Annotated in this window: 16 protein-coding genes; 11 read left to right on the top strand and 5 right to left on the bottom strand. The window is 46.5% G+C overall.

What is annotated here, in order from left to right; all coding sequences use genetic code 11:
* Positions 1-23: 23 nt before the first annotated feature.
* Complete coding sequence (locus LMJ53_RS02425; RefSeq protein WP_229584636.1) at positions 24-599, bottom strand: porin family protein; 576 nt, start codon at positions 597-599, stop codon at positions 24-26.
* Between the two features lie 244 nt (positions 600-843).
* Between LMJ53_RS02425 and LMJ53_RS02430 the strand changes: the two genes are divergently transcribed.
* Both LMJ53_RS02430 and LMJ53_RS02435 read left to right on the top strand, forming a co-directional pair.
* On the top strand, positions 844-3267 hold the full coding sequence (locus tag LMJ53_RS02430; protein ID WP_229584637.1) for an alpha/beta hydrolase family protein: 2424 nt from the start codon (positions 844-846) through the stop codon (positions 3265-3267).
* A 516-nt stretch (positions 3268-3783) separates the two neighbouring features.
* Positions 3784-4446 carry a PEP-CTERM sorting domain-containing protein gene (locus LMJ53_RS02435; protein WP_229584638.1) on the top strand — a complete coding sequence of 221 codons (663 nt, stop codon included), beginning with the start codon at positions 3784-3786 and terminating at the stop codon, positions 4444-4446.
* Between the two features lie 513 nt (positions 4447-4959).
* On the opposite strand, the gene LMJ53_RS02440 is transcribed toward LMJ53_RS02435, so the two are convergent.
* Entirely contained in the window at positions 4960-5469 is a 510-nt protein-coding gene (locus LMJ53_RS02440; RefSeq protein WP_229584639.1) for a SixA phosphatase family protein, read from the bottom strand.
* Between the two features lie 89 nt (positions 5470-5558).
* A complete protein-coding gene (locus tag LMJ53_RS02445; protein ID WP_229584640.1) occupies positions 5559-6857 on the bottom strand; it encodes a cystathionine gamma-synthase family protein in 1299 nt (432 codons plus the stop codon).
* A gap of 376 nt (positions 6858-7233) precedes the next feature.
* Between LMJ53_RS02445 and LMJ53_RS02450 the strand changes: the two genes are divergently transcribed.
* The 4 genes from LMJ53_RS02450 (at position 7234) to LMJ53_RS02465 (ending at position 12431) form a co-directional block, all read left to right on the top strand.
* Positions 7234-8667 carry an ATP-binding protein gene (locus tag LMJ53_RS02450; RefSeq protein WP_229584641.1) on the top strand — a complete coding sequence of 478 codons (1434 nt, stop codon included), beginning with the start codon at positions 7234-7236 and terminating at the stop codon, positions 8665-8667.
* A gap of 9 nt (positions 8668-8676) precedes the next feature.
* Complete coding sequence (locus LMJ53_RS02455) at positions 8677-9381, top strand: response regulator (protein WP_229584642.1); 705 nt, start codon at positions 8677-8679, stop codon at positions 9379-9381.
* A 104-nt stretch (positions 9382-9485) separates the two neighbouring features.
* The gene (locus LMJ53_RS02460) at positions 9486-9770 is read left to right on the top strand and encodes an EF-hand domain-containing protein (protein WP_229584643.1); all 285 of its coding nucleotides are present in this window, start codon (positions 9486-9488) and stop codon (positions 9768-9770) included.
* Between the two features lie 387 nt (positions 9771-10157).
* Complete coding sequence (locus tag LMJ53_RS02465) at positions 10158-12431, top strand: CHRD domain-containing protein (RefSeq protein WP_229584644.1); 2274 nt, start codon at positions 10158-10160, stop codon at positions 12429-12431.
* Positions 12432-12505: 74 nt separating this feature from the next.
* Here the strand turns inward: LMJ53_RS02465 and malQ are convergent, their stop codons facing one another.
* Entirely contained in the window at positions 12506-14644 is a 2139-nt protein-coding gene (gene malQ / locus LMJ53_RS02470) for a 4-alpha-glucanotransferase (protein WP_229584645.1), read from the bottom strand.
* Positions 14645-15021: 377 nt separating this feature from the next.
* Here malQ and LMJ53_RS02475 point away from each other — a divergent pair, with 377 nt between their 5' ends.
* Both LMJ53_RS02475 and LMJ53_RS02480 read left to right on the top strand, forming a co-directional pair.
* Positions 15022-17730, top strand: coding sequence for a TonB-dependent receptor (locus tag LMJ53_RS02475; RefSeq protein WP_229584646.1), 2709 nt, complete (start codon positions 15022-15024; stop codon positions 17728-17730).
* Between the two features lie 78 nt (positions 17731-17808).
* A complete protein-coding gene (locus LMJ53_RS02480) occupies positions 17809-19311 on the top strand; it encodes a tryptophan halogenase family protein (RefSeq protein WP_229584647.1) in 1503 nt (500 codons plus the stop codon).
* A gap of 198 nt (positions 19312-19509) precedes the next feature.
* On the opposite strand, the gene LMJ53_RS02485 is transcribed toward LMJ53_RS02480, so the two are convergent.
* Positions 19510-20877 carry a hypothetical protein gene (locus LMJ53_RS02485; RefSeq protein WP_229584648.1) on the bottom strand — a complete coding sequence of 456 codons (1368 nt, stop codon included), beginning with the start codon at positions 20875-20877 and terminating at the stop codon, positions 19510-19512.
* Positions 20878-21204: 327 nt separating this feature from the next.
* Between LMJ53_RS02485 and LMJ53_RS02490 the strand changes: the two genes are divergently transcribed.
* The 3 genes from LMJ53_RS02490 (at position 21205) to LMJ53_RS02500 (ending at position 25778) form a co-directional block, all read left to right on the top strand.
* Positions 21205-22461, top strand: a complete 1257-nt coding sequence (locus LMJ53_RS02490) for a DEAD/DEAH box helicase (RefSeq protein ID WP_229584649.1) — start codon at positions 21205-21207, stop codon at positions 22459-22461.
* Between the two features lie 98 nt (positions 22462-22559).
* On the top strand, positions 22560-23768 hold the full coding sequence (locus LMJ53_RS02495) for an EAL and HDOD domain-containing protein (protein ID WP_229584650.1): 1209 nt from the start codon (positions 22560-22562) through the stop codon (positions 23766-23768).
* A 102-nt stretch (positions 23769-23870) separates the two neighbouring features.
* Positions 23871-25778, top strand: a complete 1908-nt coding sequence (locus LMJ53_RS02500) for an alpha-amylase family glycosyl hydrolase (RefSeq protein WP_229584651.1) — start codon at positions 23871-23873, stop codon at positions 25776-25778.
* Positions 25779-25781 lie beyond the last annotated feature (3 nt).

Consider the following 25781-nt stretch of genomic DNA (forward strand, 5'->3'; position numbering starts at 1 on the left):
CGGCTTTTTAGTGAGCGCTGCAATTAAAACTGATAAATTACACCTAAGCTCAGGTTATGACTTTTTAGCTTGTAGCCAAAGCCATCGTCGTTAAACTTTTCACTTGGCATTTGTAAATACTCAACGGTTGCAGATAAGTTCTGAGTAAATTTCACCCCCGCGCCAACACCCCAAGTTAAACCGTCTACGGTTTCTGAATCAGAGTAATAGAAATTGCCGTCGCGTTCTTTGTAAGTGAACTTACTGGCAGCATAACCGGCAACACCATACAGAGAAAATGCGTCGGTAATGGGTACGCTGCCTTTCATTAACACTGCGGTTTGTTGGCTTACGTCCAGTTTTTCGGAATAGCCGATATCTTGAAAGCTTTCACCGCTAACACCCTTACCTAAGCGTAATTCTGTGGCAAAAAAAGGTGTGAATTGATAACCCGCGATAGCGCTTAATACCGTAAAATCAAAATCATCGCTAAAACCAGCCGCAGATTCTTTCAAGGTGGTATTACTGATTTGGCCACCGATATAAAAAGGTGAGTCGGCGGCGAAAACGGGCGTCACTAAGCTGCTTGCCAGGGCAATGGCTAAAATTTTATTTAACATGGTCTTTCCTTGTGGGTTGTTATACGCCCTTACTATCGGATGCAACGCCTGAATACAATCTGAATGATTTTACATATATGGTTTATTTTAATAACATTTTTTATTCATCTGCCGTTCATAAAAATGATGAAGATTTAACGCTGTTTTGTGCATTTATCTCAGCTTTACCCTAGATGGTCGAAACGGACAGCAGCCTGTGCTAGAACATGCTAAAAAGAAGTTGATAAATTATTAGGAAAACAACATGAACAGCTTATTACGTACTCTGCTGCTAGGGGCTGCGCTTGCTTATGGCAGCTATGCACTGGCCACAGCCGTTGATATTAATTACCAACAACCTAGCCAAGAAATTATTGATATTGTCGATGCCGCACCGGCACCCAGTGCCAGTTTAAGCCCTGATGGGCGCATATTGCTAAGCACGGCTTTTCCTGCGTTACCCAGTATTGCCGATTTAGCCGCACCCGAATACCGTTTGGCGGGCGTCCGTTTTAACCCGGCGAACAATGGTCCGGCGCAACCACGCTATGTTTCGTCGTTACAACTTATTGATTTAGCTAACCAGCAAAGCCGTGCAATCAGTGGTTTACCGAAAAACTTAAAAGCGGTGAATTTAAGCTGGTCGCCCGACAGTCGTTATTTCGCGTTTATTCAGTTAGATGACAGCATCGCGACCTTATGGCGGGTTGATATTGCTAAAGCGAAAGCCAGCCAGTGGAGTAAAACACCCATTAATGCGATCTGGGGTGGGGCTTTACAGTGGTCAGCTGATAGCAAAGCGATTTTCGCCAGCAGTGTGCCGGCAAAACGGGGTGCGGAGCCGCAAGCGAGTAAAGTGCCCAGTGGCCCCGTCGTGACGGAAGCACGTGGTCGCACCGCGCCAGCGCGGACTTATCAAGATTTACTGAAAGATAAACATGATGAAGCCTTGTTTAGCCATTACTTCACCAGTCAATTAGTAAAAATTGGCCTCAATAATAAAGTAACTGCCATCGGCAAACCGCAGTTATTTCGCGGTGTTGAAGTGTCTCCTGATAATAACTTTATTTTAGTCAATCGTTTAGAAGAGCCTTTTTCCTATGCCGTACCGGTATTTCGTTTTGGCTATACTGCTGAAGTATGGGATGCCACGGGTAAGTTAGTTTATAACGTGGTGCAGCAACCGGTTGCTGATAATTTACCCATTGCCTTTGATGCGGTACCCACCGGTCGGCGTGATATCGGCTGGCGTGCCGATCATGCGGCTACCCTCTATTGGGCGGAAGCGGCAGATGGCGGTGATCCGGCCAATACGGCCACAGTGCGTGATCAGTTATTCCAACTGCCAGCCCCCTTTACGCAACCCGCTGAAAAGCTGCTAGATTTAAGTTATCGCTTTGCTAATCTGCGCGCGGGCGCTGAGGGTAGCTTGATGGTGTCGGAGCGTTGGTGGCAAGATCGCAACGAAAAAGTGTGGTATTTAGCGCCAAAACAGCCAGCGCAATTAATGTGGGAGCGTTCATCTGAAGATCGTTATAACGATCCTGGTACACCGTTAATGACCACTGCTGCTAATGGCCAAAGCTTATTACGCATTGAAGATGGCGCGATTTATTTAACCGGCATTGGTGCCTCTACAGAAGGTAACCGACCATTTATAGATAAACGCCAACTGAGCAGTGGTGAAACCAGCCGCTTATGGCGCTCAGAAGCGCCTTTCTATGAATATCCTTACACGTTATTAGCGTCTGGCAAGTTATTAACCCAGCGCGAATCAAGCGATCTACCGCCTGACTTTTACCTGCGAGATCTGCAAAGTGGCGAGCTTAGCGCTTTAACCAAAACGCCGCATCCGATGCCGCATACTCAAGGTATTAGCCGCGAGTTAATTAATTATCAACGCGCCGATGGTGTGCCGATGTCTGCGACCTTGTTGCTGCCTGCTGGTTACGATAAAGCACGAGATGGTGCATTACCTACCGTGATTTGGGCTTATCCACGCGAGTTTAGAAGTGCGGCCGCTGCAGGCCAGGTGAGTGATTCACCTTATCGTTTTAATCGCATCAGTTATTGGACGCCACAGTTTTTAGCAACGCAAGGTTATGCGGTGATGGACAATGCCACCATGCCGATCGTTGGGGAGGGCGAGCAAGAGCCAAATGATACCTTTATCAAGCAATTGGTCATGAACGCCGAAGCCGCGATTGCGGCCGGTGTAAAGCTGGGCGTAACGGATGCTAATCGCGTAGCGGTAGGGGGGCATTCTTACGGTGCCTTTATGACAGCGAATTTGCTGGCGCACACCAACTTATTTAAAGCCGGTATTGCGCGTAGCGGTGCTTATAACCGCAGTTTAACACCGTTTGGTTTTCAGCGTGAACAGCGTACCTTGTGGGATGATCCTGAGTTATACAGCCGCATGTCTCCGTTTTTCCATGCGCAAAAAATCAAAACACCGTTACTGATGATCCATGGCACAGACGATAACAACTCAGGCACTTTCCCGCTACAAAGTGAGCGTTTATACCAAGCCATCAAAGGTAATGGCGGCACCACACGTTTAGTGATGTTGCCTTTAGAATCTCACGGTTACCGTGCGCGCGAATCGATCTTACATATGCTGTGGGAAACGACGGCTTGGTTAGATGAGTTTGTGAAAAATGTAGAAAAAAAACCAGCAAAACAATAAACGGCCGAAAAAGCTTAAATACGCTAGTTAACAAGCGCTGATTAATGCAGGTTGATCAGCGTTTTTTAGCCAGATTTTCTGGCTTATTTCATCCTATTGAGGATGAAATAAGCCAACCTGATATACCAGAGTGTAGTGTTTGAGCAGTTATTTGAGTTAGAGAAAGGCTTGCACAATATCCTTTTCCTTTGTTTTAACAATTGCCGACAAGTGATATTCAAAATCAGTGCTGGATTAAACCCTAAAGCTTACTATGTGCTTGGTTTTCTTGCTTTTCTTGCTTTTCTTGTGGCTGCCTGTACGGAGAAATCTAACAGTATTACTATAAGTGAGTCGTCGCAATTCAATTCAATGCTCCAATATTGAGTAACTTTTTACTCGTGTCAGAAAATTTTACAACTAAACGCAATCCATTTTATATTATTTCAATAAAACAATAGCTTAGGGATTGGCACTTTTTTTGCTTAAGCTGTGTTTGTAAATACATAAATAATAAAATGAATAGGGTAAATTAAAATGGATAAAATAATAGCAGCTATTGTGTTTTCATATATGGCTATGACATTTTCTGCACATGCGGCCTTAATTAAAGTTTCAGATGGAACTTCAATTTCAACGCTAGATGGCGTAAATGAGACCGTTTTCAAAATTGATATTAATAATTATCTAGCGGGTGTGTTTAATCTGGATGTCAATGGCGTTTTTTACGATGTCATGTTTGTAGATGGTAAGCCTTCAGAGTTATTTGTTGATGGTCTTATTGGTGCTAGCTATGCTGAAGTTCTTCCATTTGGCGAAGCTCTAAAAACACAGTTTTTTGACATTAGCATTCCTAACTATTCGTTTAATTCAACAAACATTTTTGGATGTGGTGATGTTGGTCTATGCCGTATCACGACACAGTATAATATTAATTTTGGTGCACTTAGAACAGAAATAAATTCTTTAGGTGTCGTTTTTAACGGTTTGTTTGCATTTAGTTCATTTGCATCTAATGGTACAGCGATAGATACAACTTTAAGCTATCAAGTTGTTCTTGCAGATTGGAATGCTACTCCCACTAGCAGATTATTGCCGGTAGCTTCAACATCGCCAACGGCTTCAGTTCCTGCTCCTAGCAGTATAATACTTGTTATGATTGGGTTATTTGGTTTAGTTATGAGAAAAGTAACAAAGTAATCTTTATATTTCCTTTTGGTTTAAAGCTGCTGTAATTTTAAAATTCAGCAGCTTTTTTGTTACGCCGGGCTATACTAAATTTCTTAAATAATGTTTATTTTATGTTATTAATTAAAAGGTTGATACTGGGTGGGCGCCTTGAAAAAAGAAGAAAGTACATAACAAGTATAGACAAGCTGACCATCCTTAAAAACTCGAGCAGTCAAACAATGCCTTTATAAATTAACTTTCGGAAGCTACGCCACCTGAATATAGATTAGCTTCAGAATGATACAGCAGGGTGGAATTAACCTTTGAATACATAATGGTTGGGTAACTATTGTAATAAAGTGGGATATTGTGTGTATGAACCTAACGAGTCACTTTAGGATACTGACAGCTAAGGGTCATAAAGTTTTTCAGGCCATGCTTTACACTCAGTGCCTGAGAGCATATCTGTGCAGCTTTAGCTCGCAGTAGGATGGTTATGAGCGATGTACCAGACATTGCTATACAGAAAAATTGAATCAAGTGTTACAGGGATAACGGCGATTGACAGTGAAATTTTTGCCGGCTAATAGTTACACTGGGCGTGTCACCAAGCTTAACCTTATATAATAAATCGTAATCTTGCTCCGTCAGCGGTGCAACGTCGATCTCACTGAACAGTTTGACTAAAGCCGGTACGGTGTTGCTGTGGCCAACGATTAATACCGTGTGGTTTGCACTACTTAGCTGTTGTTTTAACTGCTCAGGTGCATCGGGATGGTAACTTGTTACGGTTAACTGCTGGCGCTTTGCTACCGCGGCGGCTGTTTGTTGCGTACGTTGATAGGGCGTGGCATAGACTGCTTGCAATGGGATGGCTTGGAAATACTCGGCCAGTGCCTCGGCTCTGGCTTGACCACACGCCGAGAGTGTCGGATCGGCACCACTGAGTTTTTCGGCATGCCGCACCAGATATAAGGTCTGGGCATTGACTTGTGGCAGCCATAAGCAAAACATACTGCTGCAGATGGCCAGAGCCTGAGATAACTTTAACATCGATAATCCCGCTTTAAAATCGTTGCTAGGTGCAACGCACTGAGACTGCGCGGTCGGTGGCTCGTGATGCCCCCGACCGTATGCTGTGGTTAGTTCGTACCAAAAGTGGCGGCGAACGCATGGTCTAAATCGGCAATTAAATCGTCTGGGTGTTCTAAGCCAATCGATAAGCGGATCAGCCCGTGGCTGATGCCAAAACGATCACGCAGCTCGGTTGGCACACCAGAGTGTGTGGTGCTGCCTGGGTGGCAAACTAAACTTTCGCTACCCCCGAGACTGACCGCCGATTTAAAAATAGACAGGTTATTAATTAAACGAAAGGCATCGGCTTTTGCTATGTCCATAACAAAAGAAAAGGTTGAGCTTGGGCCGGAGCACTGTCGTTGATATACCGCTTGATAAGCCGCATCGGTAATCAAGTCAGGATGTAACACTTTGGCCGGCTTATAAGGGTTATGCGCCAGCCACTCTGCCACTTTACGACCACTGGCAGCAGCGCGTTCCATCCGAATACTTAAGGTTTCTAATGAGCGTGAAATCATCCAGCTGGTGTGTGGATCAAGGTTAAGGCCAATGGCACCGCGAATGGCCCGCACGGGGCGCAACATATCACGACTACCACACACCGCACCGGCGACTAAATCGCTGTGGCCGCCCACATATTTGGTCAGTGAGTACATCGCCATATCAATGCCTTGTGGCACAGCTTGCTGAAAAACGGGGCCCATTAGCGTGTTATCACACACACTGATCGGCCGATGACCTGTTTCCGTTTTGATGATATCCAGTACGCGGTTTAAGGCGGCAAAATCCACTAAGGAATTGGTTGGGTTGGCTGGCGATTCTACAAACACCATCGCTAGGCGGCCTTTTTTCGCGGCCGCTCTTAGTGCACTTAACATGCCCATTTCATCTAAGCCATGATGAAATTCCCCGGTGTGAATATTAAACTCCGGCAAAAACTTACGGATCAAGGTTTCAGTGCCGCCATACAGTGGGGCGCTTTGCACGATCACATCACCCGGACGAAGATAAGCCAGCAAGATGGCGCTAATGGCGCCCATACCGCTGGAGCAAACCACCGAGCTTTCTGACCCTTCAAATAACGACAAACGATCTTCAATTATTTCGACATTAGGGTGGTTAAAACGGCTATAAATTAAGCCACCGACACTGCCTGCTGGAGCAGGCTTACGCCCCGCCATAATATGAAAAAACTCTTCGCCTTCTTCAGGCGTTTGGTAAGCAAAAGTCGAGGTTAAAAACACCGGTGGCTTAACAGAACCCTCGGAAAACTGTGGGTTATAACCATAAGACATCATCATGGTTTCGGGTTTTAAGGTATGTTCGCCAATTTTCTTTTTTTTGTAGTTGCCGTCGTTAGCCATGGTGGTTTCTCTTTTTATGATGTAGTAAGCGGCCGACCGTGAAGGTTTTATTGCACGATAAGTCAGCAGCGGCCTGCTGGGTAAAGGTTGCGCTAGCGCAAGGCTATGCTTTCTCGCGCAGTATTTGGGATACCTGCAGCGCGTCAATGAAGCTGCACTTTAGCAGTATCAATAAGGGTTTTACTAGCCAAGCGGCTTGAAAACCATCCGTCAAGCGTCAAGGCGTTGCCGGTTTAGTCAGCACAGCGCTGAAAGTGGGCTAGCAGGTATAGGGATAATGGTGCCGACTAATGAAATAACGCATTAATGCACATTATTTGCATTATTTGCTGCTACTCTGCAATAAAGTTAGGCCCTAAATTAGCTTGTATTCGCCATGAAGATCCAAAATAAACTGTTATTAACACTGCTCGGTTTAAGCTTGTTCATTATTAGCAGCTTAGCAATGTTTGCCCAATGGAGTTTTGGGCAGGGGTTAATTAAATATGTGAACTCGAAAGAAAAAGAGCTATTGCAGCCCTTTGTTGAAGAACTACAGCAAAGTTATCAAAAGCAGCAAAGTTGGGAGCAATGGGCGGGGCAGCCACGCTATTTTTTTGATCGCGCCAGTTTTTACCTACAAGCTGAATTAAGCCCGCGAGGTTTTGCACAAAGGCAACGGCCGCAGTCAGGCCCTCACGAGCCCCGAGCTGGGCGGCCACCCCCACCGCCGCCAGAGAAACGAGGGCCGGCCATAGCGCTGCTCGATAGTGCAGAGCAGTTAGTCGTTGGCAGTTATGATGCTAGCATCGATTATCATTATTTCCCTATTTGGCTGCAGCAACAGCAAATAGGCACCTTATTGGTTGCGAAAAAAGAGCAGTTATCGCAAGACTACGAATTTGAAATTTTGCAGCAACAGCAACATTACTGGTTGTGGGTGGGGCTGTTTTTATTTGTAGTTGTGGTGGTTATTTCGAACATGATCGCCCGACACTTTGTGCAACCGATTAAAAAAGTGGTCGAGGGGATGACGCAATTAACCCGTGGCAACTACGAACAGAAAATAGAGATTAACCGCAAGGATGAGTTGCAACTGCTGAGTCAGCATTTTAATACCCTGGCACAGCGCTTGTCGCAAACCGAAACACATCGTAAGCGTTGGTTAGCCACTGTTTCTCATGAACTGCGCACACCTATCGCGATTTTAAAAGGTGAAACAGAAGCCTTAATTGATGGTATCCGTCAGCCAGATTTAAAAAACTTACAAAGTATCCACAGCGAAGTTAATCAGCTCAGTAAGATGATTGATGATCTCTATGCGCTGACCAGTCAGCAAATTGAAGGGATCCCGGTAAAGCTGCAGCAGCATGATTTATTAGCGTTTTTACAACAACATCAGTTGAAATATAGCCAGTACCTGCAAGACAACGCCATTCAATTATTGACCGACTGGCCAAGTGGCACACTCTGGCTGGCGTTTGATCCTGTGCGGCTGAATCAGCTTTTTGAGAATATTTTAACCAATTGTGTGAAATACGCTCAGGCAAGCCAATTCACCCTCAGTGTCCGTCAACACGATCAGCAGGTGTTGATCCAGCTGGCGGATAATGGCATTGGTATCGCCCCGCAGCATCATGCGCATATATTTGAGTATTTGTATCGTGCCGAAGAGCATCGGCATCGCAGTAACGGCGGTTTGGGGCTCGGCTTGGCGCTTTGTGCCCAAATTGTCCATCGTCATCACGGCGATATATTTGCCAGTACTGCGGCGCAGGGGGGCTTAGCGATCAGTATCGTTTTACCCTTAAAATTACCCGAGAACAGTTAAGAGCAGGCGATGAGTAAAACCATATTAATTGTCGAAGACGAAAGCAAACTGGCGGCGTTATTGAATGACTATTTACAGCAGTCAGGTTTTAGCACGCATATTATTGGCGACGGTGCTTTAGTTGTCGCATGGATCCAAACGCATCAGCCCGCCGCCGTGTTACTGGATATTATGTTGCCACACAAAGACGGCATAGATATTTGCAAAGAAGTACGGCAGTTTTCTAATGTGCCTATTTTAATGTTAACGGCCAGAGTAGAAGAAATTGATCGGCTGATTGGTTTAGAGTTAGGTGCCGATGATTATATGTGCAAACCTTTTAGCCCGCGTGAAGTGGTCGCCAGAGTAAAAGCGGTGCTGCGCCGAGTTACGCCGCCAGAAACCACGCTACCTAGTACAGTGGCTAGCCCTGCGCTAGCTGCCAAGCCAGTGATTGAGCTGCTTCCAAAGCAATTTTGTATTTTAATCAATGGTCAGCGCTGTGCGCTAACCGCCGTCGAGTTTCAGTTATTGCATACCATGGCCGCGCACCCGCATCAGGTATTTAGCCGTAGCCAACTGATGGATGCGATCTATGCCGATTATCGCATCGTCAATGAACGAACCATTGACAGCCATATCAAAAAACTTCGCAAAAAGCTCGATGTTGCCTTACCGCACACCACTTTGGTCGAGTCGGTATATGGCGTCGGCTATAAATATGTTTTTCAGTAAACCCGGCAAAGTTGTCGATAAGCTTCTAATTTGCACAATGATTCCATATTGTTTGCTTGGTTATTCATTATGCTGGGTGTTCATTCATTAACGAGTCACACATCATGCATAAAACGACAGCCCTTAGTGTATTTATAACTTTCGCTTTGTTAAGCAACAACGTGGTTGCACAACAAGAAAAAGCTGAAAAACGGCCCAAACCCCGCCCAGAATTTAGCAGCTTAGATAGCAACGGTGACAACCTGTTGCAATGGGACGAGTTCTCAAGCATTAGCCTGCCGCACGGCAGTGTTGAAGAGGTATTTCAAAGTATGGATACCGATCAAGACGGCGTGGTGTCAGCAGAAGAATATGCGGCGCATAAACCCCCTCGCAAAAAACCTAAATAAGGATTAACGGGTTTTCATTATAAGCCATCTTGTTAAAGGTTGGCTGTCGCTATAAACCTAATGCTGACAGCCAAGCCGATTTCAGTAAAGTCAAAATGCTGAAGCATTATGACGCGCCTGTTTCATGTTTATCCCCGATTTTTTGTTGCGCAGCTTAAGTGCTGAGCTGAATTATTTTTTAATGGCAAGTAATGCCTTAAGGGCTTGCCGCCTTTAGCCTGTAGCCGATTAATTAAGGATTAGGCAAACTTTGCGCTTAAATAATAACCACAATTAACGATCCTTTTTCGCCTTCCTTACGTTACACCATATGCAACCTTAGATGTATAGAGATTCCCTCTTGCCAAAAACGGCGTGTTTTGGCTTATAACGGTTAAGGATCCACATATGAAAAAGCTGATTTGTTTCAGTGTCATTGGGTTACTGCTAATGGGCTGTAATGATAACGACAATGATAAAGTTGAAGTCCCACCACCACCGGTATTCACCGTATCACAAACCTTTAATGCCGCACTTTCTGGCGATCAACAAGTGCCACGCACGCCGTCTACCGCAATGGCAACGGGTACTGTTGAAATTGATGAAAATCTGATGCAAGTCAGAGCATCGATAAACTTAACCAATATCGCCAATGTGCAAGCTGTGCATATTCATGATGGTGATTTGGGTTTAAATGGGCCCGTCGCGTTCAGTTTCACCGATGGTAATAATGATGGGATATATCAATTAGCCGAGACCACCATTTCTGCAGATTTAATGACGGATCTGAAAGATGGCGATTGGTATATTAACGTGCATACTAGCGCTTACCCAGATGGCGAAATACGCGGTCAAATTGTTAATGACCAAACGGTTATTGTCACTTTCCCCTTGTCTGGTATGCAGCAAGTACCGGCAGTTGCATCAGCAGGTATGGGCTATGCTTATGCTGCCGTTGACCAAACCGATTTTGAAGTCAATCTAACGGTACGCACCTCGGGCGTAGCAGATGCGACTATGGCGCACATCCATACAGGCCGCATTGGCATGAATGGTGGGGTGTTAGCGGCGTTAGCGCAATTATCGGATGATCCGAATGTTTGGGTGCTGGCTGATAACACATTATTAGATGCGCCAACCTTTGCTGTTTTAGCCAGCGGTGGGCATTACGTTAATGTGCATACGCCAGCTAATCCAAGTGGTGAATTACGTGGTCAAATTCTGACCGATGACTTTGTTCTGGCGACCTTTCCGTTAAGCGGAGCACAAGAAGTGCCCGCAGTAGCAACCCAAGCTTCGGGTAATGGTTATGCGCTGGTTAATACCACGAATTATGCTGTAGAAGTGGTCGCTGTTACTTCTGGCGTCAATGATGCAACGATGGCACATATTCATACCGGTCGTGTTGGTAATAACGGCAGTGTATTAGTTGCTTTAGAGCAAGCTGACGGTGAAGTGGGCGTTTGGGTTACGCCTGAGAACACCGCAATTAATGCTGAAATTTTTGCCGTGCTCGCCTCAGGCGGTCATTATGTCAATGTGCATACACCGGCGAATCCGAGCGGTGAGTTACGCGGTCAAATTTTAACCGACAATTTTGCTTTGGCTACGTTTAAACTCAGTGGCGCACAAGAAGTACCGCGTGTAACTACCACTGCTTCGGGCGATGGCTATGCGTTAGTCAATACCACAGATTACAGTGTGGAAGTTGTTGCGGTAACACAAGGTGTTAATGACGCGACGATGGCCCATATTCATACTGGCCGCGTGGGGAATAACGGCCCAGTGTTAGTGGCGCTTGAGCAAGACCAAACTAACTTAGGTAAGTGGTCTACGTCTGCTGAAACCGAGATCAATGCCGATATCTTTGCGGTACTGGCCTCAGGTGGGCACTATGTCAATGTGCACACGCCGGCTAATCCTGGTGGCGAATTACGTGGGCAAATCTTAACAGATAATTTTGTATTAGCGACGTTTAACCTCAGCGGTGCACAAGAAGTGCCAGCGGTAACCACAACGGCAACGGGTCAGGGTTATGCTTTAGTGAATACGAGCAACTTTAATCTAGAGTTGGTTGCTTTAACCCAAGGCGCAGATGCAGCCACTATGGCGCACATTCATACTGGTCGCATTGGTCAAAATGGCAGTGTTTTGGTTGCACTGGAGCGTGCAACAGATAATGCAGGTAAATGGTCTACGCCAGCGGATACGGTGATAAACGCAGAAATATTGGCGGTGTTAGCAGCTGGCGGACATTACGTGAATATTCATACGCCAACCAACCCGGGTGGTGAATTGCGTGGTCAAATCATTCGGGCTAGCGATTATGCTTTAGTTACCTTCCCGCTGTCTGGTGCACAAGAAGTACCTGCAGTGACAACGATGGCGCGAGGTGATGGTTATGCCTTAGTGCGGTTACAAGACTTTAATGTGGAATTACAAGTGCTGACGAGCGGTGTCGCTGATGCCACCATGGCGCACATTCATACAGGTGTTAGAGGGAGTAATGGTCCGGTTCTTGTTGCGCTTGAGCAAAATACCGCGGATGTGAATCGTTGGCAGACAAGCGCCGGTACTAACCTGAATGCAGCGATTTTTGCCGTATTGGCGTCGGGTGGTCACTATGTCAACATTCATACCCCAGCTTTCCCAAGTGGCGAGATCCGTGGTCAAATTGAATAAGTTGGCTTAACAAGTCACGTGACGTTTAAGCATAAAAGCACCCGATGGCAAGTAAGCTATCGGGTGTTTTCGTTTTAGGCGCGTGCCTGTTTGATTTTGAGTAATAATTGCTGGACATCCGCTTGCGCTAAAATATCTTCAATATTGCTTGGTAATTTACGACGCCAATTGGGGTATTCGGTGCTGGTGCCCGGAATATTAACCGGTGTATCCAGCAACACTAAGTCTTCTAACTGATAGGCAAATAACTGCGCCGGTGTGGCAGCCGCATACAAATGACACGCCGTTACTAAGGCGGCGGCATCGGGCTCATGTAACTGCAGTTGCTGCTGTAACAGCTGTTTTTCATCTTTACGCAGTTGCTGCAAATTAGCGGCCACCTCAGCGCTTGGAAATAAATCCAGTTTATGCCGCAGCGCTAAATCATGCTCTTGCCAATAGCCAATCAGCGTGGGCATATCATGTGTTGTCACGGTGGCGAGTGCCCGAGCCGGATAAGTTTGATCACGATAATCATAGCTGCCGTGTTTTTGTTCTAACATAAACACGCGATATGACAACACCTGATAGCGCTGCATCAATTCACTGATGGCAACTGGCACTGTGCCTAAGTCTTCGCCGATAACCACACAATGATTACGCTGGCTTTCTAATGCGAGTATGGCAAAAAGCGCCGTAGCGGGCATGCCAATATAGGCGCCTGCGGTAGCATCCGCGCCTAAGGGACAGCACCACAAACGCAGCAGTGCCATCACATGATCAAGACGCAAGGCGCCAGCATGACGCATATTGGCGCGGATCAATTCAATAAATGGCTGATACGCTTTTTGACGTAAGGTGTGTGGGTTATAAGCCAGTAAACCCCAGTTTTGGCCTTTCGGAGCCATAATATCCGGTGGTGCACCCACACTTAAATCCAGTAAGAAATCTTCAGGCGCGGCCCAGCTTTCGGCACTGCTGCGACTGGTGCCTACCGCGACATCACAATACAAACCAATGGCCATACCCTGCTTTTGACACTCGGCTTTCACTTCGGCCAATTGCTGTTGAGCTAACCATTGTAAATACAATTGCTGATGAATTTGCTCTGCATGCTCTTGGGCAAACTGTTGTACCGCCGCGCTTTGCGGATTTTGATATTCCGGTGGAAAGTTTTGCCAAGCCGCCATCGCGTGATCTTGCCAAAACAGCGTACCTTGTAGCACTTTGAATAGCGCAGTTTGTTTTAACGATGCGCCGCCTTGCTGCACAAATTGCTGAAACGCTTGTGCTCGCGCGCTCTGTTTGGCCAACTCTTGGGTTTTAAAGGTCTGGTAAAGCAATTTAGCCACTGGGGCTTTTAATGCCGCAACTTGGGCATAATCAACATCACTGGCGGCACGACAGGCGGCCAATTGTTGCTGAAACTCCGCTGACGCCACTAGCTGTTGGGCAGCGCTACAGTGTTGAAACTCGGCGCTATGTTCAAGCGCAACGTACTGCGTATTGAGCCACAAGCGGCTGTTCGGGCTATAAGGGCTGCAATCTTGCGGCAACATAGGGTAAAGCGCATGCAATGGATTTAAACCAATAAAGTCGTTACCCATTGCCGCTAACGGCGCCACCATGTTTTTAAGATCAAGGAAATCGCCGATACCCCAATTGCGGGCCGAGCGAATGGCGTATAACTGAATAGCCGGGCCCATCGTTTTATGTAAGATGGCACTGTCATGTAACTGAAAACAGCGGCTTGGCGCGACAATCACCTGCTGCTGCCAGTGATGATGACCATCGCTTAATTGTAATTGATGATAGCCCAGTGGCAAATCGTCAGGTAATTGCAGCATAAAGGCCAGCATTTTTTGCTCGGCTAAAACGGCTTGTTCAATAATATCTTTGGGTTGCAGACTAATTTCGCCTTGCCGTATTTCACCCTCTTCTAAGGTAAGTTGCCATTGCCACAAGCTGCTAGCGTTCTGTGCAGCGAGTTGGAGTCTGACTTGTAGCGGCTGGCCTTGGGTGACTACCGTAACCGGCGCTATGGGCTCTTGCCAGCGTGATGCAATAGCTTGCTGTACTTGCTCGGCGATAACCTGTTCATTTGAAAGGTTAAAACCCATGGCATTTAAGATGGCCTGTTGCACCTCTGGCGCAATGGTCACTGGGTGACCATTGGCATGCACATAGCTTTGTTGCAAACCGGCAAGATCGGCTAGCTGTTGAAGTTGTTCCATAAAGCACCTGTTAGTCTGGTGTAGATATTACCCTCACAAGCATAAACAGCTCCCTGACATTAGGGAACATGCTGCATACGTATGCAGTTCATTTTGGTGCAAACTTCTGCTTAATAACGATGTTTCCTGTGTGGCGTGCTGTTTTTTTCAAGAGAAAACAAAGTTCTACCAATGTTAGCTTTGTGCGTTCAAGGTGCAGGCTTATTTCGCGATGCACAGCATTTGGGCATAATTTTGCTTATGAATACGTATTCATCTTGAGTGAACGACAGAATAAGTTTAATAAATGAGCATGGCGAAACCGAGACTGATTAATTACAGGCAGGCTTACGGATTTCGCATCAATAAAACAACAACAGACCGGGGAAGGTAGGGTTATGAATAAATTTAAACTCAGTATGCTGACATTGGCGTTAGCGGCAGCGGGTAGCAGCTCAATGGCGTTGGCACAAGAGGCGACAGACGCACAAGCCGCTCAAGCGCAAGAAGAAGCGATTGAAGTGATTTCAGTACGTGGTTTTCGTCGCAGCTTGCAAGAGTCTCAGAACATTAAGATGTTCAATAGTTCAATTGTAGAAGCGGTTTCTGCAGAAGACATTGGTAAGTTACCTGACGTCAGTATTGCTGAATCATTAGCTCGCTTACCCGGTTTAACGGCACAGCGTTTAAATGGTCGCAGCCAAGTCATCAGTATCCGTGGTTTAGCGCCCGATTTCTCTACCGCGTTATTAAATGGCCGTGAGCAAGTCAGCTCAGGCGACAACCGCGGCGTCGAGTTCGACCAGTATCCATCTGAATTACTCAGTGGCGTGGTCGTTTATAAAACGCCAGACGCGGCTTTACTGGGCCAAGGTTTAGCCGGTACGGCGGATATGCGTTTGGTTAGCCCATTAACACACGGTGAAACCACGGTAGTGGTGAACGCGCGTTACGAATGGAGCCAAATTGATGCCTTAAATGCCGGTGCCGATGACACGGGTAAACGTTTTAGCATCTCTTATATTGACCAATTTGCCGATAACACCATTGGCGTGGCCTTAGGTTATGCCAACATGTCTAACCCAGTGCAAATCGAGCGGTTTGAAGCATGGGGTTATGCTGATACAGCGGATGGCAATAAAGTGATCGGCGGCGGCAAAGTGTATGCAAACTCTAACTTATTAGAGCGCGACGGTTTTATCGGCGTGTTAGAATACAAGCCTAGCGATAAATTCAGCAGCACCCTCGATTTCTATTATTCACAGTTTGATGAAACGCAGCGCACCAGCTTTATTGAGTTACCCTTATTTTGGGGTGGCGCACCACTGGTTAATGCAACGGTTGAAGACGGTTTAGTGACCTCAGGTGGCTACACTGGCGTAAAAGGCATTGTGCGTAACCACGGCAACTACCGCGAAAGTGAATTATTCTCGCTGGGTTGGAAAAACGAGTTCAAGTTATCTGATCGTTGGGATGCTACGTTAGATATTAGTCACTCATCCTTAGACCGTACCGATTTAATTTTAGAATCAGATGCCGGTACTGGCCCTGCTGGATCAGGCGCTTTAGATAACTTATCTTTCGCCATGGGCCCGAATGGCCCGGTGTTTAACACTACGCTTAACTATGCTGATCCCAGCTTAATTTTACTGACCAGCCCGCAAGGTTGGGGTGGCGATATTATCCCTGGCGGACAGTTAGGTTATTTCAACTCACCTGGTATTACCGATGATTTGAATCAGCTGCGCTTTAGTGCACAAACCATGCTAGAGAGTGAGAACTTCGATTCATTAGAAGTGGGCATTAACTACAGCAACCGTGAAAAAGACAAGCAAGCTAATGAGTTCTTCCTGGCATTACCTAATGGCGCCTTATCTGCGCCGATCCCGAACGTAGCCGGCACCACCAGCCTAGCGGCTTTTGGTATTCCAGGTATGGTGAGCTACGATCCGCGCCAGTTGATTGATACCGGTGCGCTCGTCAAAGTGCGTAACCCCAATGCTGACGTTTTGATTAAAGACTGGAACGTAGAAGAAGACGTGATCACCGGTTATATCAAAGTGGGTATTAACAGCCGTATTGGTGAAATCCCCGTAACTGGTAATGTGGGTACGCAATTAGTGCACACTGACCAATCTTCTTTCGCGTTAGCGGCCTCAGGCTCAGGCATTAACGTATCGTCTTTCCGTTTAGACGGTGGCGATAAATACTGGGAAGTGCTGCCAAGCTTAAACCTGAATTTTGAAGTAGGTATGGCGAAATATGTCCGTGTTGGTTTAGCGCGGACTATGGCGCGGGCGCGGATGGATCAGATGCGGGCGAGCCAAGATTTCGGCTTTAACCCTGCACTGAATAACGCACAAGCAACGCCAGAGCAAAATTCTCCTTGGAGCGCTAGTGGTGGTAACCCTGCCTTACGCCCATGGATTGCTAATTCACTGGATGTTTCTTACGAGCAGTATTTCGACAACAGTAATGGTTATGTGGCCATTGCAGCGTTCTACAAAGATTTAGAAAGCTACATCTATGATCAGCGCGTGATCCAAGATTTTACCGGTTTCCCATCAGGTGGCGAAGTGCCGGTGATTAACCAAGGTATTGCGACGACACCACAAAATGGTGAAGGCGGTCGGATCAACGGTTTAGAATTTACCTTATCGGCTAGTGGCGGCATGTTAACGCCAGCGTTAGATAACTTCGGTGCGGTATTAACCGGTTCTTGGACAGACAGTAATATCAAAGCGAATCCTGATGATCCTGCTACGCCGTTACCCGGTTTATCAGAGAAAGTGGCTAACTTAACGTTCTACTACGAAAACGAAGGCTTCTCTGCGCGGATCAGCAGCCGTTACCGTTCAGACTTCTTAGGTGAAATCTCTGGCTTTGGTAATGGTCGTAACTTACGTATGATTGAAGCAGAAACCGTCGTGGATGCTCAGTTAAGCTATAGCTTCTCGGGTGACTATGAAGGTCTGACGTTGTTACTGCAAGCGAACAACATTACCGATGAACCTTTTGTGCGGGTTGAAGGTGATGACACGCGTCGCGTGATTGAGTATCAGCGCTACGGTCGCTCATTTATGGCCGGTGTGTCATATAAGTTTTAATAAAGTCTAACTGACTAAGCCGCCCCTGCTGTTATCATCGATAACCAGGGGCTTTTTTATCATGGAGACAACAGACGGATGATGCAGCAACGCGCGATTAAAAAAGTATTAATTGTTGGCGGTGGTACAGCAGGCTGGATGTCAGCGGCTATGCTGGCAAGGTTTATGGGCCAACAAGTACAAATCCAACTTATTGAATCTGATGCTATTGCCACTGTTGGTGTGGGCGAAGCAACCATTCCGGCCATTCAACACTTTAATGCGGCGCTCGGTATTAACGAAGCCGAGTTTTTGCAAGCCACCCAAGGCACCATCAAATTAGGCATTCAATTTGAGAATTGGGGCAAGCCGGGCGACAGTTACATGCATGCCTTTGGTCCTATTGGCAAACCCTTGGGTTTTACCTCGTTTCATCATTTTTGGTTGGCGGCACGGGCTCGCGGTGATAGCCGCAGTTTTTGGGAGTTTTCATTAAATTATCAGGCCGCGCGTGCCGGTAAATATCAGCCTTTAGCGCAAATTCCGAATACACCCTTACAAGGTTTAGTGCATGCCTATCATTTTGACGCCGGTTTATATGCCGCTTTTTTACGCCGATACAGTGAGCGTTTAGGCGTTAGCCGCACCGAAGGCACTATCGCTGCGGTAACCCAGCATCCTTCTGAGGCGATTGCAGAGGTGGTATTAACCGATGGCCAAAAGCTGGCAGCCGATTTATTTATTGATTGTTCGGGCAGTCGCGCTTTATTAATTGGGCAGCAATTAGCCGTAGGCTATGAAGATTGGCAACACTGGTTGCCTTGTGACAGCGCTTTAGCCGTGCCTTCGGCCGCAACACAACCTATTTTACCGTACACGCGTGCTATCGCCCGAGATGCCGGTTGGCAATGGCGTATTCCGTTACAGCATCGAACCGGTAATGGCTTGGTGTACAACAGCCAATTTTTAAGCGATGAACAAGCACAGCACACCTTAATGCATCATTTAGATGCACCGGCCTTAGCCGAACCGCGCAAAATTAGCTTTGTAACGGGCCGGCGTAAACAGCAATGGCAGCACAACTGTGTGGCGATTGGCTTATCAAGTGGCTTTCTCGAACCGTTAGAATCGACCAGTATCCATCTGATCCAAAGTGCCATAGTGCGTTTAGTACAGTGCTTTCCTACTTCGGTGGATATGGCTAAATTACGCCAAGAATATAATCGGCAATCCGCTGAGGAATACTGTGCTATCCGTGATTTTATTATTCTGCATTATCATTTAAATCAGCGCACTGATCAGGGTTTGTGGCAATATTGTCAGCAAATGACCTTGCCTGATTCGCTGGCGCAACGTATAGCGCTGTTTGCCGAAAATGCTGCGGTGTTTCGTCAACAAGATGAGTTATTTACCGAAGTAGCTTGGCAGCAAGTGATGCTAGGGCAACATGTATTACCTAAGCACTATCATCCCTTGGCGGAGAGTTTGTCAGCTGGGCAGTTAACCGGCTTTTTAGATGATATCCAGTTAATTATGCAGCGCACCGCAGCCCAATTACCTAGTCACCAACAATTTTTGCAGCAAAGCGCGGCCCAGCAGTAAAGGCTAAACGTTTATGCTGACAGCGTGCTGTTAAAAAAACGGGCAACAAAACCGCGCTGAGGAAGAGACGCTAATGTTGGATGGGTAATGCCACCAAAATAAGTGACACCACCGTACTGGCAGAAGACGACATACCGTCAGTATGTTGTTTACTGCAATGAGATACAGCGTAAAAGCGGCGAAAACCTGAGTTTTTACTTAGTTTTGTTTTAAATGCACGGTTTGCCATAGGTTCTGGTTTTCTGGCACGCTAAAGAAGCTTTCTGGGTACCAGCATTTGGGCAAGAGTACATTCATGTAGTTCTCTTCGCCGTCTTTAAACAGCATATTCAGCAATTCTTTTAACCGCTCTTCTGGTAGCCGCTTTAAACGGTCCCGCGCGGGTTTAAAAAATAAATTCAGCTCACTGCTTAAACTAATATTATGCCCCGTATTGCGATATTGCATATTACGGCTGACCACTCGACAGCCAGGTTGATCTGGCTTTTCGGGATAAAGGGTGTTCACAATGGCAAACTCATATTTCATTTGTGGTTTCCCATCATCACCCAGCGGCGTGAACACTACGCCATAGCCTTGCGGGAACAAACCAACAATCCGAAACAGCCTATCAACTAACACACCATGGTAATCACCACGTTGCACACCATCTCGCATTAACAGTGCTGCTTTAGGTAAGGCTTCATAGTTATAGCGTGGCCGGCCCGGTAGGGCGACAGAGGCATAAGCTTGCGGCACTTTAAATAAGCTGCCCAGCGGGGTATTGGGTTTGGCACTAATAAAACGTTGTAATTGTTTTAATAAGCGCTGTTGTTGCTGTTGATGTAAATCACGTTCTTCGCGTTTATTACCCCTGAAAGGTAACTCGCCTAGGCCATATTTTAATAAGTCGAGGCTGCCGGTAAGGCAATGGCTTAATAGCTCTTGCCGTTGCTCTTGAGTCAAGGCTCGATCGGCCTTGTCACCGCCAGTTTGTTTGGCGAGCAATTGCTGTGCCGGTAAGCACATTAAGCCGGCATGTTGAATGATACAGCCCATCACTATCGGTATTTGTAGGTTTTGCCGATAGGGGCAGTCGGTTAAAGAGCCCACATTGCGTTCTTTATACCATTCTTGCCAGAGCGGTTCTTTTAAGATGTTTTGTTCTAACAAGTCTTCTAACAAGCGTAAGGTGAGTAAGGCGCGATAACAGGGTTTATAAGCGTTTTCCAGTAAGACCGTTTTGCGTTTATTTGAGCTTGCGGTCATTAACAAACCACCGAGCAAGCGAGCACTGGCCGTTTGGGTTTCGAGCGGCGTGGTACCTTCACTCAGTTTTAGCAGGGCTTCTGCGGCTTGGCGCAACAACGTCCAGCAACGGATACGGCGCTTTTCGTCTTCAAATTGCAGATCAGTAAAAAGGCTGCGGTTTTTGCGTTGTACTTCGGCAATATCACCCGCTTGTTGACTTTGCTTCCAAACAAATTCCGCTTGGCGTAAAGCACGTTGTTGTTCTTGATATTGCGCAAAAAAATCTATCGCCTCGTTATAAAAACACGCTTGCTGAGTGCTATAAAACTGTGCCAATAGCTGCTCAAGGTTCCGCACAAAAACCGATTTTTTGGGAAGCGCAAGATTCAAAACTAAGCCCCGATATTATTTGATTTATAAAACAAAATACCACTCCCGATCTAGGCTGCAAAGTAGCAATAGAGCAAAAGTTGAAATTAACACTTTTCGTTTTACGAAAAAGTTATTTTCTGTACGATTCACCGCGCAATTACCAATTAACGGGACTAAGTAAGTGATTTACTCGTCTTTTGTTGCAATATCATGTAAGCTGCGCGCCCTTCATTTGGAAGGGTACTGCAGCTGCGGGCAGAGATTTTCGCAGCGACAATTGCGGGAATACGCATGCAATTTACAGATTTACCGTTATCGGCTGACATTTTAAAAGCTGTAGCAGAAAAAGGTTACACCACACCATCACCTATCCAGCAACAAGCCATCCCTGCCGTGTTAGCAGGGCGCGACTTGATGGCAGCCGCGCAAACCGGAACCGGTAAAACGGCCGGCTTCACTTTACCCTTATTACAATTATTAGCGGAAGGCCGAACGCAAGGACGTAAAGTACAAGCTAACCAAGTGCGTGCTTTAATCTTAACGCCAACCCGCGAGTTAGCTGCGCAAATCGCAGAAAACGTGGCGTTATATGGTAAATACTTACCACTGCGTAGCACTTTAGTGTTTGGTGGCGTGAAAATTAACCCGCAAATGATGGCGCTTCGCAAAGGCGTTGATATTCTGATTGCCACGCCAGGGCGTTTAATGGATTTATATCAGCAAAATGCCGTGCGCTTTAATCAGCTTGAAGTGCTGGTGTTAGATGAAGCTGACCGTATGCTCGATATGGGCTTTATTCGCGACATTAAAAAAATCTTAGCGTTATTACCACCTAAGCGGCAAAACCTGTTGTTTTCGGCAACCTTTTCCAACGAGATTCGTACTTTGGCAAAAGGCCTGTTAAACGATCCGTTAGAAGTGACGGTGACTCCGCCAAACAGTACGGTCGAGCGCATCGAACAGTGGCTGTATCCGGTAGATAAAAGCCAAAAAGCCGCCTTGCTCATTCAACAAATTAACGAGCATAAATGGCAGCAGGTGTTGGTGTTCACCAAAACCAAACACGGTGCTAACAAGCTGACGCTGCAATTAGAAAAAGCAGGCATCACGGCCATGGCTATCCATGGTAATAAAAGCCAAAACGCGCGTACTAAAGCCCTCGCTGAATTTAAAGCGGGCGGAGTACGGGTGTTAGTGGCGACCGATATCGCCGCCCGTGGTTTAGATATTCAGCAATTGCCACAAGTCGTCAACTTTGAATTACCCAATGTTCCTGAAGACTACGTGCACCGCATTGGCCGCACGGGTCGCGCTGGGGCCGCAGGTTTAGCGGTGTCATTAGTGTGTGCAGAAGAGTTAAAAGAGTTGGTGGGTATTGAGCGGTTAATTAAGCAATTACTGCCCAGACAGATGATTGCCGGTTTTACGCCGCAGCAACCTTTACCTGTTACCACGGCTAACAGCAAAGCGCCACGGGCCGTTGCAGCAAAAAGACCGCAAGCGCGCGAGCACCGGGCGGGTCAACGAAGTGTTACACAAAAGCATTAAAGCCTGTTGATGGCGCAGCGGATATATTCTGCTGCGCTCTTGTGCTCGAGGCGTTAAAGTTTATACTCTCAAGCGGTAGTGCTTAAGGGTTACGTAATATGTATGGTTTTATTGCAAGGCAACCAATCTTTAATGTTTCAAAGGAGACCATCGGTTACGAGTTATTGTTTCGTGATGGTGAGGCCAACGCCTTTCCTAATATTGATGCCGATGAGGCAACCTCCAAACTCTTGATGCAGCATCACCTATTGATGGGTGTTGAAAAAGTCGCTGCCAACAAACTCGCGTTTATCAATTTTTCTGAAGATACCCTAATTTATCACTTTCCCACGTCAATCCGCCCAGAAGGCATGGTCATTGAGGTATTAGAATCGGTACCTGCCTCTGAAGAGCTGTTGCATACCTTAAAGTTTTTGCATGGTCGTGGTTATAAATTGGCGTTAGATGATCACGACTTTGATGAAAAATGGCGGCCTTTCTTACCTTACATTACCTATTTAAAAGTCGATATTCAGCAGTTTAATATGCTGCAAATTAGTCGCCAATTACGCGAATTAAAACAATTTCCATTGATCTTATTAGCCGAGCGGGTAGAAACCGCCGAGCAATTTGAGCAGTTAAAGGTTTTGGGTTTTCATCTGTTTCAGGGCTATTTATTCGCTCGGCCAGAGATGATGAAGCACAAACAATTACCGGTAAACAAAGCGACCTTACTGGAGTTAATTGCTGAAGCGTCATCCAGCAAAATGAATTTTAATCGGCTAGCTGAGTGTTGTCAGCGCGATGTGGGTTTGTCTTACAAGTTACTGAGTTTTATTAATAACTCTGGGCCAATGCGTTCAGAAAAAATATCCTCGTTAAAACATGCCATGGTCTTTATGGGCGAAACGGAATTAAAGAAATTTATTTCGTTGTTAGCGTTAGCCAATTTAGCGGATGGCGGCATTGATGAGCGGATCACTCAATCTTTAGTGCGGGCTTATTTTTGCGGGCAACTCGCCAAACAAAAAAAACTGCCGGACAATCCGCCCAGTGCTTTTTTAACCGGTCTGTTTTCAAATGTGCACGAAATAGTCGAGCAACCGCTGGCAGAGTTGCTGCAACAATTACCGCTGTTAGACAACGTAAAACAAGCACTGCTAGCAAGACAAGGCGTGTTAGGGCAGTTCTTGCAATTAATCGAAGCCTTTGAACAAGCCGATTGGCCAAGAACGGAGCAACTAAAGCAGGCACTTGATCCACTGACCGGCTTGCAGGAACTTTATCAAGAAGCGGTATTGTGGACCGAGCAAGTGTTGCAACCTTAATTCGGGCATCGACCTGTTGCATACGTATGCACCAAAAAAAGGCAATGCTTGCGTCAAAAATTGCGGTAACTTATTGGGATCAACCCAATAGGTAGCAGCAAGATGATAAAAACAATTCGCTTATTGAGCTTGGCGGCACTCGCAGTATTGGTTGCCTGTGATAAAGCCCCCACACCCGCATCTCAAACCGTAACACCGCCGGCCGTGGTCAGCACCGCTTCGGATCACACCGCTGCTCAGGGCAAGGCGGTGGTATATCAAATGTTCACTCGTCTTTATGCCAATACCACCAGTACTAACAAACCCTGGGTTTCACTGGCGCAAAATGGCGTAGGTAAATTTAATGACATCAATGATGACGCCTTACGTGGCATCAAAGCGTTGGGGACCACCCATATTTGGTTTACCGGTGTGCCACATCATGCGCTTATTGCCGATTATAGCGCTTATGGTATCAGTCATGACGATCCCGATGTAGTGAAAGGCCGCGCCGGTTCGCCTTATGCGGTGAAAGATTATTACAGTGTTAATCCTGATTTAGCGGTTGATCCTGCTGAGCGTTTACAAGAATTCCAAGCGTTGATTGCGCGTACTCACCAGCATGGTATGCAGGTGTTAATTGATATCGTACCCAATCATGTGGCGCGCTCTTATCAGTCGCTGGCGAAACCTGCCGGCGTGGCTGATTTTGGCGCGAATGATGATACCAGTGTGGTCTATGCGCGCGACAATAACTTTTACTATGTGCCTGGCGAAGCCTTTCAAGTACCTGACTGGCCCGCTGATTATCAAGTGTTAGGGGGGCAAGCGCACCCGTTGGCTGATGGCCAATTTAACGAAAATCCGGCGAAATGGACCGGTAATGGTGCACGAGCGGCCAAACCCGCCTTTGATGATTGGTATGAGACGGTCAAAATCAATTATGGTGTGCGGCCTGATGGCAGTTATGATTTTGAGCGCTTGCCGGCTGATTATGCCCAAAAAGATTGGCAAGCGCATTACCAGTTTTGGCAAGGTAAGTCGGTGCCTGATTCTTGGTTAAAATTCCGTGATATTACGCAATATTGGCTGCAACTGGGTGTTGATGGCTTTCGTTATGATATGGCCGAAATGGTGCCCGTTGAGTTTTGGAGTTATTTAAACGCGCATATCAAACACACTAATCCGCAAGCATTTTTACTCGCAGAAGTGTATCAGCCGGCGCTATATCGCGACTATATACAGTTAGGTTTAATGGACTATTTGTATGACAAGGTTGAATTTTACGACAGCTTAAAATTAGTGATGCAAGGCAAAGGACCTACCTCAGCCTTAGTGCAGGTGCAGCAGCGCATGGCGGATATTGAACACCATATGCTGCATTTTTTAGAAAATCATGACGAGCAGCGCATTGCCAGCCCCGAGTTTGCAGGAGATGCCCGTAAAGGCATGCCAGCCATGGTGGTCTCAACGTTAATCAGTAGTTCACCCACCATGCTGTATTTTGGCCAAGAAGTGGGTGAACCGGCGAGTGAGGATGCCGGTTTTGGCAAAGCCAGTCGCACCACTATTTTTGATTATTGGGGCGTACCGCATCATCAGCGCTGGGTGAATGGCGGGAAGTTTGATGGTGGTGCGCTGACGCCCGCCGAAATGAACTTACGGCATTTTTATCAAGGTTTACTCAGCTTTAGCCGTGAGGCGCCGGCATTAAACGGTGACTATGTGGAATTGCATACGCTAAATTTAGCCGCAGGCAGTGCTTATTCAGAGCAGCAATTGGCTTTTGCACGGTTTTCTAACGAGCAGCAATTAGTGGTGGTCAGCCATTTCAATGCCACAGAGTCAGTTGAATTTCAGCTGCAATTACCTCGCACCCTGATGCAGCAATGGCAGCTTGCCGATGGCAAATATGCATTACATGAACAGTTAACGGGTGTGAGCCATGAACTGGTGGTGACCAGCGGTGAAGGCCGTATTGCGGTGAAGTTGGCGCCACTGGGCTCTGTGGTATATCAATTGGTGCGTTAAGGA

The organism is Rheinheimera sp. UJ51 (genome assembly GCF_020819615.1).
Lineage (GTDB): Bacteria > Pseudomonadota > Gammaproteobacteria > Enterobacterales > Alteromonadaceae > Alishewanella > Alishewanella maricola.